The organism is Aeromonas bestiarum, assembly GCF_000819745.1.
Taxonomy (GTDB): Bacteria; Pseudomonadota; Gammaproteobacteria; order Enterobacterales; family Aeromonadaceae; genus Aeromonas; species Aeromonas bestiarum.
Genome location: NZ_CDDA01000015.1, coordinates 332,699 through 346,757, shown reverse-complemented (window position 1 = coordinate 346,757; position 14,059 = coordinate 332,699). Strand labels below are relative to the sequence as shown.

General features: G+C 60.4%; 21 protein-coding genes and 1 pseudogene. 14 read left to right on the top strand and 8 right to left on the bottom strand.

The window, feature by feature from the left end; all coding sequences use genetic code 11:
* Positions 1 to 38: 38 nt before the first annotated feature.
* Together BN1118_RS08805 and BN1118_RS08800 are read right to left on the bottom strand one after the other, a co-directional pair.
* Positions 39 to 998: a lytic murein transglycosylase gene (locus tag BN1118_RS08805; RefSeq protein ID WP_043555590.1), complete on the bottom strand. Its 960-nt coding sequence runs from the start codon at positions 996 to 998 to the stop codon at positions 39 to 41.
* Positions 998 to 1,276, bottom strand: a complete 279-nt coding sequence (locus BN1118_RS08800) for a YcgL domain-containing protein (RefSeq protein ID WP_043138797.1) — start codon at positions 1,274 to 1,276, stop codon at positions 998 to 1,000. The genes BN1118_RS08805 and BN1118_RS08800 overlap by 1 nt, the downstream gene beginning before the upstream one ends.
* A 107-nt stretch (positions 1,277 to 1,383) precedes the next feature.
* On the opposite strand from BN1118_RS08800, the gene minC reads away from it, so the two are divergent.
* The 5 genes from minC (at position 1,384) to mtgA (ending at position 4,482) form a co-directional block, all read left to right on the top strand.
* Positions 1,384 to 2,100 carry a septum site-determining protein MinC gene (gene minC / locus BN1118_RS08795; RefSeq protein ID WP_043138799.1) on the top strand — a complete coding sequence of 239 codons (717 nt, stop codon included), beginning with the start codon at positions 1,384 to 1,386 and terminating at the stop codon, positions 2,098 to 2,100.
* An 18-nt stretch (positions 2,101 to 2,118) separates the two neighbouring features.
* The gene (minD, locus tag BN1118_RS08790) at positions 2,119 to 2,931 is read left to right on the top strand and encodes a septum site-determining protein MinD (protein ID WP_043555585.1); all 813 of its coding nucleotides are present in this window, start codon (positions 2,119 to 2,121) and stop codon (positions 2,929 to 2,931) included.
* Between the two features lie 2 nt (positions 2,932 to 2,933).
* Positions 2,934 to 3,200 (top strand): cell division topological specificity factor MinE, encoded by a 267-nt coding sequence (gene minE, locus BN1118_RS08785; RefSeq protein ID WP_005311265.1) that lies wholly within the window; start codon positions 2,934 to 2,936, stop codon positions 3,198 to 3,200.
* A 194-nt stretch (positions 3,201 to 3,394) separates the two neighbouring features.
* On the top strand, positions 3,395 to 3,721 hold the full coding sequence (locus BN1118_RS08780; RefSeq protein ID WP_041205707.1) for an HI1450 family dsDNA-mimic protein: 327 nt from the start codon (positions 3,395 to 3,397) through the stop codon (positions 3,719 to 3,721).
* 53 nt (positions 3,722 to 3,774) lie between these two features.
* Positions 3,775 to 4,482 (top strand): monofunctional biosynthetic peptidoglycan transglycosylase, encoded by a 708-nt coding sequence (gene mtgA / locus BN1118_RS08775; protein ID WP_156994885.1) that lies wholly within the window; start codon positions 3,775 to 3,777, stop codon positions 4,480 to 4,482.
* A 117-nt stretch (positions 4,483 to 4,599) separates the two neighbouring features.
* Here the strand turns inward: mtgA and BN1118_RS22015 are convergent, their stop codons facing one another.
* On the bottom strand, positions 4,600 to 4,737 hold the full coding sequence (locus tag BN1118_RS22015; RefSeq protein ID WP_167336104.1) for a hypothetical protein: 138 nt from the start codon (positions 4,735 to 4,737) through the stop codon (positions 4,600 to 4,602).
* Between the two features lie 173 nt (positions 4,738 to 4,910).
* Here BN1118_RS22015 and BN1118_RS08770 point away from each other — a divergent pair, with 173 nt between their 5' ends.
* On the top strand, positions 4,911 to 5,234 hold the full coding sequence (locus tag BN1118_RS08770) for an HI1450 family dsDNA-mimic protein (protein ID WP_043138804.1): 324 nt from the start codon (positions 4,911 to 4,913) through the stop codon (positions 5,232 to 5,234).
* Between the two features lie 39 nt (positions 5,235 to 5,273).
* On the opposite strand, the gene BN1118_RS08765 is transcribed toward BN1118_RS08770, so the two are convergent.
* Together BN1118_RS08765 and BN1118_RS08760 are read right to left on the bottom strand one after the other, a co-directional pair.
* The gene (locus BN1118_RS08765; RefSeq protein ID WP_043555578.1) at positions 5,274 to 5,585 is read right to left on the bottom strand and encodes a DUF1289 domain-containing protein; all 312 of its coding nucleotides are present in this window, start codon (positions 5,583 to 5,585) and stop codon (positions 5,274 to 5,276) included.
* On the bottom strand, positions 5,586 to 6,458 hold the full coding sequence (locus BN1118_RS08760; protein WP_043555577.1) for a CvfB family protein: 873 nt from the start codon (positions 6,456 to 6,458) through the stop codon (positions 5,586 to 5,588). It abuts the gene before it with no gap.
* Positions 6,459 to 6,670: 212 nt separating this feature from the next.
* On the opposite strand from BN1118_RS08760, the gene BN1118_RS08755 reads away from it, so the two are divergent.
* The 4 genes from BN1118_RS08755 (at position 6,671) to BN1118_RS08740 (ending at position 9,054) form a co-directional block, all read left to right on the top strand.
* Complete coding sequence (locus BN1118_RS08755) at positions 6,671 to 7,885, top strand: UPF0149 family protein (RefSeq protein WP_043555576.1); 1,215 nt, start codon at positions 6,671 to 6,673, stop codon at positions 7,883 to 7,885.
* Positions 7,886 to 8,055: 170 nt separating this feature from the next.
* Complete coding sequence (locus BN1118_RS08750) at positions 8,056 to 8,526, top strand: MarR family winged helix-turn-helix transcriptional regulator (RefSeq protein WP_043138813.1); 471 nt, start codon at positions 8,056 to 8,058, stop codon at positions 8,524 to 8,526.
* Positions 8,523 to 8,711, top strand: a complete 189-nt coding sequence (locus BN1118_RS08745) for a DUF4250 domain-containing protein (RefSeq protein WP_043555575.1) — start codon at positions 8,523 to 8,525, stop codon at positions 8,709 to 8,711. Before BN1118_RS08750 ends, BN1118_RS08745 begins: the two co-directional genes overlap by 4 nt.
* 163 nt (positions 8,712 to 8,874) lie before the next feature.
* Positions 8,875 to 9,054, top strand: a complete 180-nt coding sequence (locus tag BN1118_RS08740) for a hypothetical protein (protein ID WP_043138817.1) — start codon at positions 8,875 to 8,877, stop codon at positions 9,052 to 9,054.
* 132 nt (positions 9,055 to 9,186) lie between these two features.
* Here the strand turns inward: BN1118_RS08740 and BN1118_RS08735 are convergent, their stop codons facing one another.
* The gene (locus BN1118_RS08735) at positions 9,187 to 9,774 is read right to left on the bottom strand and encodes an FMN-dependent NADH-azoreductase (protein ID WP_043555573.1); all 588 of its coding nucleotides are present in this window, start codon (positions 9,772 to 9,774) and stop codon (positions 9,187 to 9,189) included.
* A gap of 224 nt (positions 9,775 to 9,998) precedes the next feature.
* Here BN1118_RS08735 and BN1118_RS08730 point away from each other — a divergent pair, with 224 nt between their 5' ends.
* From BN1118_RS08730 to BN1118_RS08715, 4 genes are all read left to right on the top strand, one after another.
* Positions 9,999 to 10,889, top strand: coding sequence for a DMT family transporter (locus tag BN1118_RS08730; RefSeq protein ID WP_052449182.1), 891 nt, complete (start codon positions 9,999 to 10,001; stop codon positions 10,887 to 10,889).
* An 85-nt stretch (positions 10,890 to 10,974) separates the two neighbouring features.
* Positions 10,975 to 12,153, top strand: coding sequence for a formate-dependent phosphoribosylglycinamide formyltransferase (purT, locus tag BN1118_RS08725; protein WP_043138825.1), 1,179 nt, complete (start codon positions 10,975 to 10,977; stop codon positions 12,151 to 12,153).
* A gap of 127 nt (positions 12,154 to 12,280) precedes the next feature.
* Positions 12,281 to 12,940, top strand: coding sequence for a hexitol phosphatase HxpB (gene hxpB, locus BN1118_RS08720; protein ID WP_043555571.1), 660 nt, complete (start codon positions 12,281 to 12,283; stop codon positions 12,938 to 12,940).
* 154 nt (positions 12,941 to 13,094) lie between these two features.
* Positions 13,095 to 13,298, top strand: a complete 204-nt coding sequence (locus BN1118_RS08715) for a CPXCG motif-containing cysteine-rich protein (protein ID WP_005301298.1) — start codon at positions 13,095 to 13,097, stop codon at positions 13,296 to 13,298.
* 50 nt (positions 13,299 to 13,348) lie between these two features.
* Here the strand turns inward: BN1118_RS08715 and BN1118_RS22255 are convergent.
* Positions 13,349 to 13,700 (bottom strand): annotated as a pseudogene (locus BN1118_RS22255) (IS4 family transposase); the annotation flags it as partial.
* Positions 13,701 to 13,734: 34 nt separating this feature from the next.
* A complete protein-coding gene (locus tag BN1118_RS21115) occupies positions 13,735 to 14,007 on the bottom strand; it encodes a hypothetical protein (protein ID WP_156994860.1) in 273 nt (90 codons plus the stop codon).
* Positions 14,008 to 14,059 lie beyond the last annotated feature (52 nt).

The following is a 14,059-nucleotide window of genomic DNA, read 5'->3' as shown; positions in this document are numbered from 1 at the left end:
GTTCAACACGTCTCCCGAGCCGCCCGGCGCTGCGCCGGTTATTCCACGATGCGATCGGCCAGGGTGCCCACCGCCACCACGAAATAGTGGGAGCGATTCCAGTGGCGCAATACCAGATAGTTGGGATAGGCCAGATAGGCGCGGCCCTTGGCATCATCGGGGCGCACCAGGGAGGCCTGCATCTCGACCCTGGGCAAGGGGGAACCGTCGAGCTGACGTACGCCGAGAGCCTGCCACGCCGATAGCAGTCGGGTCTGCTCCAGCCCGAGCAGGGCGGGATCCAGCTCCTCGGGCACCTTGACCTGGCGCCCCCAGGTTTCATCCCCGTGCCAGCCATTCTGCTGCAGATAATTGGCTGCCGAACCAAACACATCCGCCAGATTGCCCCACAAGTCCTTCTTGCCGTCCCCATCCTGATCGACCGCGTATTTGAGGAAGGAAGAGGGCATGAACTGCACCTGCCCCATGGCGCCGGCCCAGGAGCCCTTGAAGGCGGCGGGGGTTACATGCCCCTGCTCTATGATGCGCAGTGCATCCAGCAGCTGACCCTTGAAAAAGTCCTCCCGCCGACCATCCCAGGCCAGGGTCGCCAGCGAGGAGATCAGCGGATATGTGCCGGTCAATTTACCGAAATTGGTTTCTATGCCCCACAAGGCGACAATAAATCGGGGTTGCACGTCATATTCCGCCCCTATTTTTGTGAGCAGCGGCAAATGCTGACGATATAAGGCCTTGGCCTGATTGACTTTCCATTGCGGAACCGCGCGGGGAATATAGCTGTCCAGCGTCAGTTTAAATTCCGGCTGGTTTTTATCGTGCTTGATGGCGGGCTCTATGACCCTAATATCGGCAAAGGCGGCCGCCACGGTTTCGGGCTTGATCCCGGCGGCCAGAGCCTGCTGTTTGAGTCCAGTGACATAGGTGTCAAAATCGGGGCTGGCCTGCAAGGGGGCACTTAACAGCCCGCTCAATAATAACAGTGCCAGCCGACCCTTCATCAGCCCGAGGCCTTTAATTGTGCCTTGTGCTGCTCCAGCAGATTTTCCGGCGGTGGTGGCACCTGCAGATAGAAGCCCTGGCTTTTCAGCGCCTCCATCACCCGGCTGGTCGAGGCGATCCCCAAGGGCCTGGCTGGGTCCAGCTTGGTCATCAATACCAGCTCGGGGCGCCCAAATGTACTCATCAGCACCTCGGGTACGCGGGAAAAATCCTCTCTTCTTTCAACAAAAAGATAGGTCTCGGCTTTTTTGCGACTTTTATAGACTGCACATAACATGGAAATTGATATAATCCGACGGGTTTATTGCCTCTGATGGTGGCAAACTATAACATCAGGAATTGAATAACAATAACGGATTACCGTCTCTGTCTCGGGGAAGATTCATGGTTGAGCGCGATAACGAATTGAAAGGGACCACCTTCACTATTTCTGTGTTGCATATCAGCGATGGCAAGCCTGAGCGGATCCGCCAGTTGCTGGCGGCAAAGGTCGCCCAGGCACCCCAGTTTTTTAATTGTGCTCCCCTCGTCATCAATGTGGAACGACTGACGGATATTCCTGACTTCGAACAGCTCAAGGAGCTGGTGGAGTCGGAGGATTTCGTGCTGGTCGGGATCACTGGGACACAAAACGAGGCGATGAAGACGGCCGCCAAGGCGGCGGGCCTGGCGGTGATGGCGTCCGGCAAGAGCCGCAAGGCTGAGCTTCCGCCGGAAAAAGCGCCAATCCCGGCGCCCGTGGTCGAGGTCAAAGCCGCCCCGGCGCCTCTGGTGCCGAGCAAGGTACACGTGGGCCCGGTGCGCTCCGGTCAGCAGCTCTATGCCGCCGGCACCTCGCTGGTGATACTGGGCTCGGTGAGCCCGGGCGCCGAAGTCATCGCCGACGACAGCATTCATATCTATGGCACCCTGCGCGGCAGGGCCATAGCCGGTGCCAAGGGCAACACCCAGGCACGGATCTATTGCCAGCAATTACAGGCCGAGCTGCTATCCATCGCAGGCACGTTCCAACTGAGCGATGCGCTGCCGGCCGGCCTGATACAACAGCCGGTACATGTCCGGCTGGATAACGAACAACTCCGAATAGACCATATCAAATAGAGTTACAAGGAAGCGAGAATGGCGCGAATCATAGTCGTTACATCAGGTAAAGGTGGCGTTGGCAAGACCACAACCAGCGCGGCCCTGAGCACAGGTTTGGCTCAGCGTGGCCACAAGACTGTGGTCATCGATTTTGACATTGGCCTGAGGAATCTGGATCTCATCATGGGCTGCGAGCGGCGCGTGGTGTACGACTTCGTCAATGTGATCAACGGTGAGGCCAACCTCAATCAGGCCCTCATCAAGGACAAGCGCAGCGATAATCTGTTCATCCTGCCCGCCTCCCAGACACGGGACAAGGACGCCCTGACCCGTGAAGGGGTCGAGAAGATCCTGGATCAGCTGGCGGAGATGAAGTTCGATTACATCGTCTGCGACTCGCCGGCCGGGATCGAAGCGGGTGCCCTGATGGCGCTCTACTTTGCCGATGAAGCCATCGTCACCACCAACCCGGAAGTCTCTTCCGTGCGTGACTCGGATCGCATCCTCGGCATCCTGGCCTCCAAGTCCCGTCGTGCCGAGCGCGGCGAAGACCCGATCAAGGAGCACCTGCTGCTCACTCGCTACTGCCCGACCCGCGTCAGCCGTGGCGACATGCTGAGCGTGCAGGATGTGCAGGAGATCCTGGCCATCAAGCTGCTCGGGGTGATCCCGGAGTCCCAGGCTGTGCTGCGCGCCTCCAACTCGGGGGAGCCGGTCATTCTGGACAAGGAGTCCGATGCCGGTCAGGCCTATGAGGATGCCGTTGCCCGTCTGCTGGGCGACACCAAGGATTTTCGTTTTCTGGAAGAAGAAAAGAAGGGCTTCTTTAGCCGACTGTTCGGGAGTTAAACATGTCATTATTGGATTATTTTCGTTCCAACAAGAAACAAAACACCGCACAACTGGCCAAAGAGCGGTTGCAGATCATAGTCGCACACGAGCGTTCATCCAGAGGGGGGCCGGATTACCTGCCCCAGCTCAAACAGGACCTGCTCGACGTGATCCGCAAATATGTACAGATAGACCCTGACAAGATCACGGTCCAGCTGGACAAGAAGAGTGATGAGCTGTCGGTGCTGGAGCTCAATATCACCTTCGCCGATGACAAGAAGGGATGAGCTGACGCCCCATGCGTGACCCTTTCCCTCAATGAAGACCGGATCCTGTAGCAGGATCCGGTTTTTTATTGTCACAAACGGGGCCGGCTCGCGGAGCCGGATCTCGCCAAGGGCGCGGGGGCCAGCTAGAATACCGCGCGCCACCGTCCGGCATCGCCGGCGGGGCTTCTCTTTTTATTATCTGGAACAGACCAATGTCTTTGAACGATGAAATGCACAGCGTCGAGGAACTGCTCGACACCGCCCTCGAACTCTTCATGGAGCTGGCCTCCGACAACCTGCCGGAACAGGAGATAGCCCTGTTCAACCAGGCGTTCAACGATCGGGGTCTGCTGGCGGAAACCGATCCGGCCGATGACTGGGAAGCGGACGTGGGCTTTGCCGTGAGCGATGCCGAGTACGCCGAGATCTGGGTCGGGCTTGGCAATGCCGAGCAAGAGTATGAGCATCTGTTTGCCCGCATGCTGCTCTCCCGCCGTGTTGACGAGAAGTTCTGCCACATCGAATGGCTGCCCCAATAATTCCGGATCCCGATGATCCTGGCCACTACGTCTGGGATACCGAGCCCGAGCCCGTGCGACCGGCCCTGAAACGCCGCCTGCTGGGCTGGCTCGGCAGGCTGCTGCTGGCAGCGCTGGTCAGCTCCATCGTCTCGGTGGCGCTGCTGCGCTTCATCGATCCCCCCATGTGGACCTGGCGCATCGAGCGGGCCCTGTTTCCGCCCGCCAAGGTGGCCGAGGTCAAGCACGACTGGGTGCCGCTCGAGCGCATTTCGCGGGAGCTGCAGTTGGCGGTGATCGCCGCCGAGGATCAGCGCTTCCCCGATCATAACGGCTTCGACATGAATGCCATCAGCTCGGCGCTCAAGCACAACCAGCGCAGCGAGCGGGTGCGTGGCGCCAGCACCCTGAGCCAGCAAACGGCCAAGAACCTCTTCATGTGGAGCGATCGCAGCTTCTTGCGCAAGGGGATCGAGGCCTGGTTCACCCTGCTGATGGAGCTGGGCTGGGACAAGTCCCGCATCCTCGAGGTGTACCTGAATATCGTGGAGTTCGGTCCCGGCATCTATGGCGCCGAAGCCGCCGCCAGGCACTACTTTGGTAAACCGGCCACCCGCCTGACCCGCTACGAAGCCTCTCTGCTGGCCGCTGCCCTGCCCAACCCCTGGCGCTATCGGGTCAAGCCGCCCTCCCCTTATGTACAGCAGCGCTCGGCCTGGATCCGCCGCCAGATGGGGCAGTTGGGCCAGGTCACCCTCAACAGGGTGCATCAGGCCGACTAAGGCATTCGGGCTCGGTGGGCGATGCTCAAGCCTGCGGGCTCGAAGTCCTCCCTCTCCCAGATCACAGCAGATCAATCAGAGTCCAGGGGGGAAGCTTCGGCTGGCGGGCCCGGAAGATCAATCAGAGCCCGATGGAGAGGTCTCGGCCGGCGGGCCCAGATGACCACCTACCGTGCCCTGGTGCAGCGGCAGATAGTGCCACCACCAGGTCTCCCGCCGTCGTTTGATCTGCTGTCGCCGCACCCGTCGCTTCATGGCCTCACTCCTGTGAACAGGGCCCGGGCTCAGCCAGCCCGGGTTAACCGCCTCTTCAACCATACCTCCTGCCCGCTTCGTTGGACAGGCAGCAAATGGCCATCCGCACTGGTCTGGCCGCCACCGTCAATACTTGCTACAGTAGCGAACCTCGATGTATCTGGAGTGATTTCATGGAACAGCGTACCCCGGATCAGCTGGTCGAATGGGCCTATGATCAGTTTCTTGAGCAGGCCGCAGACATGCTGGCCCCCGAACAAATCGTCGACATCACCCTGGAGTTTGAACAGCGTGGCGCCGTCGAGGCGACCCTGCCCAACGGAGACTGGTCAACCGAACTCGGTGTGCCGGTCGACATGGAGCGCTGGGTCGAAGTGTGGGTCGGCTTGCTGGACCATCAGGATGAGTTTGAGGTGATCTATGCCACCTTCCTGCTGCCCCGTTATCTGAACGAGCACCATGTCCATGTGCGCTGGCACCGCCAGCAACAGGCATAAAAAAGGCGCCATTGGCGCCTTTCTTGTTTTTGTTCTCTGCTAAGCCTGCGCCGCTATGGCCTTGGCCAGACAGCGACGACACCAGCAGGCGCTCGCCTCGCTCATGGGCAAGACGGGCAGCTGGCTGCACCAGCACTGATCTATGGTCTGACCGGCGGAGACGGCGCAAAACGCCGGCTCGCCACAGCCAGGGCACGCATGGGTGCTTGTTGACCCATCCAGCTCGGCCATCACCGCCAGCTGGGCATCGCTCTCCATGGCCGACCAGTGCCCGATCTCGGTCAGGGTACGGCCACAGCCGAGGCAGAGTCCATCCCGGGCCTGACACAGGCCGATACAGGGACTCGGCACCTATTCGCCGTCCGGCGCGCTATCGGCAGCAACGAGCGTGATGCAGTTGTCTTCGATGACAATCTTGCCCTGCTTGTAGAGGCCGCCGATGGCCTTCTTGAAGGTACCCTTGCTCATGTTGAACATCTTGTAGATGAGCTCGGGTTCGCTCTTGTCGCCCACCGCCAGACTGCCACCCTGCTTCATCAGCCGGGTCAGGATCCGGCCACCGGCATCGTCCATCCGATCCATACCCGGCTTTTGCAGGGTCAAGTCCAGCTTGCCGTCGTCGCGCACCTGCTTGACCCAGGCGGTCAGCGGTCGACCCGTCATCACCCGGCCAAATACCTCGTTCTTGAACAGCATGCCGGAGTATTCACCGTTGACGATCGCCTTGATGCCAAGCGGCGTGTGTTCGCCTGGCAGCGCCGTCACCTCGTCACCGGCCTTGAAGGGAGGCTTGTCGGTGCGCAGGAAACGTTCCAGCCGGCTGGTGCCCACCATGCGACCCTCGTTGTCGAGCATCAGGTGCACCAGATAGACGTGGCCCACCTGCATGGGTTTGTTCTGCTCGCGGGTCGGCACGAACAGATCCTTTTTCATGCCCCAGTCGAGGAAGGCCCCGATCTTGTTGGCATTGACCACCTTGAGGCCGACTATGTCGCCCACCATAGCGAACGGCTTGTCGGTGGTGATCACCGGCTCGCAGTCGGCATCCAGATAGAGAAAGACTTCCACACCGTCATCCTCGGCCACGCCTTCCGGCAGCTGACGCTTGGGCAGCAACAGCTCGCCATATTCGTCGGCCGCAAGCCAGGCGCCCCTCTCTTCGAGCTCGATTACGGTGAGGGTGTTCATCTTGCCAATCTGTAACATGGTGATCTCTTCTTTCATTATCCGGATGGTCAATTTTTCATTGCCCGTATGGGCGCGCATGTTACCTCAAGAGCGGTAACCGGGCCTAGTCCCTTGCCCTTCTCTCACACGATTTTCGGGGCGGCCAGCCCGGTTGGTGGCGATATAATCGTCAATCAGCCAGGGCTTTGCTGCAAATAACCCCACTTTTGGGTAGACTGCGCCGCTGTTCAAATCCAGAGGAACTGTCGATGAATCCATCCACTCGTACCCGTCATCTCAATCAATGGATCCAGACCCACAGTGGGCAGGACATGACCTACCCGGCGCTGCACGGTTTTCTGTGCGCCCGTCTGGTGGGACCGGATGCCCCTGACTGGCAGGCCCCGCTGGCCGATCTGTTGCCACATGACGCCGAGCTGGATGAGAAGAGCGCAGAGGCGCTGCACCATCTGATCGCCGAACTGGAAACCCAGGCGGACGAGGCCCAGCTCGCCTTGCCGAGTCAGTGCCGTCTCTCCACCGAGACCCCGGAGCAGGTGTTCGCGCAGAGCCACCCCCTAGGCCAGTGGTGTTACGGCTTCAGCCAGGGGTTTGCCAGCTGGCCCAAGCCGAAGGATCTGAACGATCCCACTACCCAGTACCGCTTCAGTCTGGCCGCCGAGCTCAGCCTGTTTCGCGACAAGCCCATGGCCCAGATGCTGCACGCGGCCGCCGGCAGCGAGCTGCCCTTCATGGAATTTTGCAAGCGCCAGCGTCAGAACATGAAGACGGCGCTCAACCAGCTGCTGCAGCTGGATGAGTATCAGGCGGTGCCCGGCGCTCAGGCAGCCCTCGATAGCGAGCAGGCCGAGCAGTGGCAGCAGTGGTTCGAACTGGCCAATGCCTGCCGCGATCCCCAGGCTCGCCTCGGCTGGTTTGACAAGGTGATTGACGATGCCGAGCCCCTGTTCGATGCCGCCTTCTGGCAGCAGATGGCCGGCCACGGCTGGAGTGCCCACGAGGCCCGCCCCCTGCTCGCCGCCAGGGCTGGCCGGGCCGATTGCCTGCTGCGTCTCGGCCAGCTGGAACAGGCGCGCAGTGAATATCTGGCGCTGCTCGAGCTGTGCATCGCCGACGAGCTGGGTTGCCGTTATCCCCTCTCCAGCCTCTATGCCCTGCAAGGGGATTGGGCCGCCCTGCGCGCCTTGCTGGTCCGCTTCGACGAGGCCTCCAGCTGGCTGCTCTACAACAGAGCGCTGATGGCGTTTGTCTGTGACGGCCCCGAGGTGGCGCAGCCACGGCTGGATGCGGCCATCAAGGCCAATGCCCATGTGCCGGCCTGTCTGCTGGGTCAGCGCAAGCTGCCCAAACAGGAGCCACAGAGCTGGCAGGCGGGCAGTCGCGATGAGGCGGCGCTCTACACATTGCAGAGCCGCGAAGCCTGGCTCAAGCACAACGCCTTGATCTGGTTGCGTAAAGGCTGAGCAACCCGAGGCAAAAATCAGCTTCGAACAGACCCGGTTGCGGCGGATGACGTGCGCAACCGCACATTTCTCTGGTGCATGTTCAGACAAATGTCCTTGTGTTACGTATCATCAAGGTCAAAGTATCAAGAGAAACTGCACCCGATGCAGCCGTCACAGCAGGATGTCATATGTCAAAGATCATAGAGCTGCTTGCGCACTACCCCCCCTATCAGCTGGTTCACGCCGCCGAGATGGTGCGCGACACCTTTGAGCAGTTTTACCAGCAGCGCTATCAGCTGACGGTGCCCCAGTGGCGCCTGATGATGGTGCTCGGCCCCAACTACCCCATCAGCCAGAAAGAGCTGGTAGAGGCGAGCGGGATGGACAAGGTGCGGATCTCCCGCGAAATCCACCGCCTGGTGGAGAAAGGGATCCTGTTTACCGAGAGCAGCGAACAGGACAAGCGGGTCAGTCTAGTGTCACTCACCCAGGCCGGGCTCACCCTGTTCCAGCAACTCAAGAGCGAAGCGGGCAGCTGGCAGCATACCCTCACCGACTATCTGCCCAGCGAGGCGCGCCAGACCATTCGCCTGCACCTGCAAAGCGTCAGCGACGCCATCGAACAGTTGCATCTGCTGGATAACGAGCACACCTCATGAACCTGAACAACTTCGCCACCATGGACGTCAACATGCTGCTGAGCCTGATCAACATGCAACTGCGTGATCGTTACGATGATCTGGATGATCTCTGCAAGGCGCAGGATCTCGACCAGGCGGCCCTGATCGCCAAGCTTGCCAGCGGCGACTTCCACTACCGACCGGATCAGAAACAGTTCAGATAGGGATCCGGATCACAACCCGACCCATGTCGCTGGCTCCGGCCGTAAAAGCTGCTATGGTGATGGCTACCCCGGTCGACTGACCTTCGGCAAGAAGTATGGATACATCTTGCTGTCACAGACCGCGGTTAGCCTTCCACTCACCAGCCGCAGCCAAGGATGACCCATGATGTTCCTGACCCGACAGACCAGCCTGATCACCCTCTGTGCCCTTCTCATGATCAGCCTGTTTTCCCCCCGCCTGCCCGACAGTGCCGAACAGTGGCTCAGCACCCTGTTGCTGGGCTCTCTGGTCGCCGTGTGCCTGATGGTGGGCAGCGGCTGTCGCCGCTTCATTCGGGATTGACTCGCGCCCTCTGCCCCTGTTGATCCCGTCTTCGCCCGCACAGAAACAACAACGCAGCCCTTGGGCTGCGTTGTTTTGTTTGGTACGACACGGCTCTGCGTTATGCCGCACCCGCCATGGTCAGTCTCTTGATCAGAGTGCCAGGGTTTCCAGCTGGCCTTTGGCCTGCTCAATGCCTTTGGCTTGCGCATCCGGACCCATACCCATGCCTTCGGCGTAGATGAAGTCCACGTCCTTGATGCCGATGAAACCCAGCACGGTACGCATGTAGGGGGTCACCAGATCGGTGGCGCTGCCGACGTGCATGCCGCCACGGGGGCTGATCACCAGGGCGCGGGTGTTTTCCACCAGACCGACCGGACCGGTTTCGGTGTAACGGAAAGTCACGCCGGCACGGGCAATCAGGTCAATCCAGTTTTTCAGCTGGGTCGGAATACTGAAGTTGTACATGGGGGCGGCAATCACCACCAGATCGCTCGCCTTGAGTTCGGCAATCAGCTCATCGGATTGGGCCATGACGGCCAGCTGACGTTCGTTCAGGTTGTCACCACCGCGCAGACCCGAGGCCAGTTCACCGTCCAGCACCGGCAGGTTGAGGGCCGCCAGATCACGCACCTGGATGTTGTCATCCAGGTGATCGGCCAGGAAACCGTCGATCAGGGCGTTGGATTGGGAATACTGGCCCAGGATGCTGGACTTGAGAACTAGGATGTTAGCCATGGTGAAACTCCATTAGGTGGTCGGTTGAACAGCAGTGCTGTCGATGGAGGTCACTCTAAACGCTGAGCTTATATGCGGATAGCGAAAATAGATGCTCAACTTGTTCAAAAATTTTGACCTTAGTTCATTCTCTCGCCAACGGACCGCAGCCAGCCGCCCAAGGCTTGGCAGAACAAACGATTGCCGTTATGATCCGCCGCACTTTTTTCAGTGACCCGGATCCCATGGCACACTCGCGCAGGCACTCTCCTTTTGCCGGTGCAGTCTGGATGATGGTGGCAGGCCTCTGCTTCGCCGCCGTCAACAGCCTGAGCCAGTACGTCAGCTTCAAACTTGGCCTCCCCTCGACCCAGGTCGCCTTTCATCAATACCTGATTGCCCTGATCTGTCTGCTGCCCTGGCTGGTCCGCCACGGCTTGCGCCAGTCACTGATGACCAACCAACTGAGGCTGCACCTGCTGCGGGTGCTGCTGGCCGTGATCGGCATCCAGTTCTGGCTGTGGGCGCTGGCGGTGCCTGTGCCCATCTGGCAGGGGATAGCCCTGCTGATGACCTCCCCGCTGTTTGCTACTCTGGGATCGGCCCTGCTGCTCAAGGAGCAGGTGAGCCGGGCGCGCATCCTGGCAACCCTGGCGGGCTTTGTCGGCGCCATGGTGATCCTGGCCCCCTGGACCGATGATTTCAGCTGGGCCTCCCTGCTGCCAGTGGCGGCCGCCCTGTTCTGGGCCGGTTACTCCCTGCTGGTGCGCTATCAGGCGGCGAGCGAGTCGTCCCACACCATAGTGGTCTACCTGCTCATCTTCAGCACCCCGTTCAACGCCATGCTGGCCCTGCCTGAGTGGCAGTGGCCGAGCGAAACCCAGTGGCTGCTGGTAGCCATGTCAGGGGTGCTGTCTGCGCTGGCCCAGATGTCCATCGCCCGCGCCTATAGCGTGGCCGAGGCTTCGTTCGTGCAACCCTTTGATTTTGCCAAGCTGCCCATGAACGTGCTGGCAGGCTGGCTGGTGTTTGGCTGGGCACCGCCCGGCCGATTGTGGCTCGGCGCTGCCATCATCATTGGCGCCATCACGCTGCTCACCCATCTGGAGCAGCGCGCCCACAAATCCGTTTCCTGAGGTACGCCATGCGTGCCTCTTTTTTTGCCCGCTATTCCCGCAATAGCGGCCATCAACTGTGACCAACGACATCAGGAGAGATCACATGTTTGGAACCGCCACCCGCCCCGGCGCCACCCGCGCCCTGCTGCTTGGCTCGGGGGAACTCGGCAAGGAAGTCGCCATCGAGTTGCAACGGCTCGGGATCGAGGTGATCGCCGCCGACCGCTACCCCAATGCTCCCGCCATGCAGGTGGCGCACAAAGCCCACGTGCTGGACATGCTCGACGGTAACGCCCTGCGTGCCCTGGTAGCCGAGGTCAAGCCGGACCTCATCATCCCCGAGATCGAGGCCATCGCCACCGATACCCTGGCCTTGCTTGAGCAGGAGGGGGTCAAGGTGGTGCCGAACGCCCGCGCCACCCAGCTCACCATGAACCGGGAGGGGATCCGCCGCCTCGCCGCCGAAGAGTTGGGTCTGCCCACCTCCCCCTACCGCTTTGCCCAGAGCAAGGAGGAGTTCATCGCTGCCGTCGAGGCGATCGGCCTGCCCTGCGTGGTGAAACCCGTGATGAGCTCGTCAGGCAAGGGGCAGAGCGTGCTGCGCGATCTCGCCAAACTGGACGACAGCTGGACCTATGCCCAGGAAGGTGGCCGCGCCGGTCGCGGCAAGGTGATCGTCGAAGGCTTGGTCCCCTTTGAATACGAGATCACCCTGCTCACGGTACGCGCCGTGGATGGCATCCACTTCTGCGAGCCCATAGGCCACCGTCAGGAAGAAGGTGACTACCGCGAATCCTGGCAGCCGCAAGCCATGAGCGAGCTGGCACTGGCCCGCTCCAAAGCCGTGGCGGCCAAGGTGGTCGAGGCGCTGGGCGGTTACGGCCTGTTCGGGGTCGAGCTCTTCATCAAGGGCGACGAGGTGTGGTTCAGCGAAGTCTCGCCCCGCCCGCACGACACCGGCATGGTGACCCTGATCTCTCAGGATCTCTCCGAGTTCGCGCTGCACGTGCGCGCCATCCTGGGGCTGCCGGTCGGCACCATCACCCAGTACGGGCCGAGCGCCTCCGCCGTGGTGCTGCGCGAGGGGCACAGTCAGGACATCCGCTATCAGGGGATTGGCGAGGCGCTGGCCCTGGTGCCGGGTGCCCAGCTGCGGCTGTTTGGCAAACCGGAGATAGCCGGACGTCGCCGTCTCGGCGTGGCGCTCGCCCGCGCCCAGAATTGCCCGGATGCGGTGGAAAAGGCCAAGGCGGTCGCCGCCAAGGTAGATGTGATTTTCTAACCCTCATTTTTTGCCACAGCAAAACAAACGTTTGCCGATGTGATCGGGCGCAAGGGGCATGGCAATGCCCCTTTTGCATTTGCCCGTCGGGCTTATAATCCCCCTTCAAATTTGTCAGGAGTACAAGATGTTAGCTGCCGTGATCTTCGATATGGATGGTGTTCTGATCGACTCGGAACCCTTTTGGCAGCGGGCCCAGATGGCTATCTTCTCCGAGCTGGGTCACCCCCACAGCGAGGAGGATTGCAACTCCACCATAGGCGTGCGCATCGATCAGCTGGTGGCACACTGGTATCGGCTGCGCCCCTGGGTGGGCCCCAGTCAGGAAGAGGTGGTGCAGCGTATTCTGGATCGGGTCAACGCCCTCATCCTGAGCGAAGGCGAGGCCAAGGCCGGTGTACTGGACGCGCTGACCCTGATGGAAGCACAGGGGCTTAAAGTGGGTCTGGCAACCTCCTCCCCCTTCGCCATGGTGGAGGCGGTGCTCGGCAAGCTCGGTATCCGCGATCGCTTCCTGGCGGTGCACTCCGCCGAGGTGGAGCGCTTCGGCAAGCCGCACCCGGATGTCTATATCCACGCCGCCGAGAAGCTCGGCATCCTGCCGGTGCATTGTCTGGCCATAGAGGACAGTTTCACCGGGCTGCTGGCGGCCAAGGCGGCCTCCATGAAGGCACTCATAGTGCCGGATCCCGCCCTGGTGGGCGATCCGCGTCTGGCCATCGCCGATCACCAGCTCGGCTCGCTGGCCGAACTGGATGCCGACATGCTGGCCAGCTGGGTGGCGTGAACGCGCGCAGGAGCCAGGGGTGCATAGGGCCAGAAAACCTGAAATGGCGGCGCCCTTGATCTCTGTCATAAACGTGCGCTTGCTCGCGGTCAACCCCCTCCCGGCCGACTAGAATCAGGGAAGATAGGCGGCCCACGGGCCCGAGGAGGTCACCATGATCGAGTACACCAGCAAGCGTATCGTCTGCCCCCACTGTGGCCATCACACCCGGGTCGAGCTGGATGCCAGCCAGGGGGATCAGGAGTTCTACGAGGATTGCATGGCCTGCTGCAACCCCATCCACCTGCGGCTGCACCGGGATGAAGCCCGCGACTGCCTGCAGCTGTTTGTGGATGCAGACGACGAGCAGATGTTTTGAACCCATGTTCTGAACAAAGATTGCCCCGTGGGTAAAATGCCAGTCAGCCAAGCCTGACTGGCATTGTTTTTATTAGCTTTTTTAACACTGTGCTGCTGCGGCAGCGCCTTCACACAAGGGGGTCACTGCGCCCTCGTCGTATCGACAAGATGCACTTTCCCTCGTACTGCTCAAGGTCTGCTACCCGCTCTGGTTTATCCCCCGTTGAAACAGATGACATTGGGCTGACTTCGGGAATGAGGTACACCGATGTCATATGAAGAGTGAGCTCGCCGTATCGCTATTCAGGCTCACCGCCATCCATATCATCTGCCAGCGCAGCAGGTTGTATGCCAGCCACACACACCACAGATCTTGCCGTATTCCTTCTGCCTTCCTGGGGCACAAGTTCAGCCGATGTCTGTTGCAAGCAGAGTTTGTCATAGTCACGCGTTGCCTAGTTGCTCAGGAGAAATGTCCATACAAAGTGCCCCAGAACAGAGAGTGCCGAAGGAGTATCGTCAGGCCCGACAACGCAGCCGGCCAGCAAGCGAAACATGCCAAACATGCCAAACATGCCAAACATGCCAAACATGCCAAACATGCCAAACATGCCAAACATGCCAAACATGCCAAACATGCCAAACATGCCAAACATGCCAAACATGATGAAGAGAATATGTTGGAAATATATTCCAACTGCAGATGACAGCACAAAACCAAATCTCAAATTGGTTACTCGTTGTCAATCTGACTATGGCGCGTTAACATTCCAGATTTCC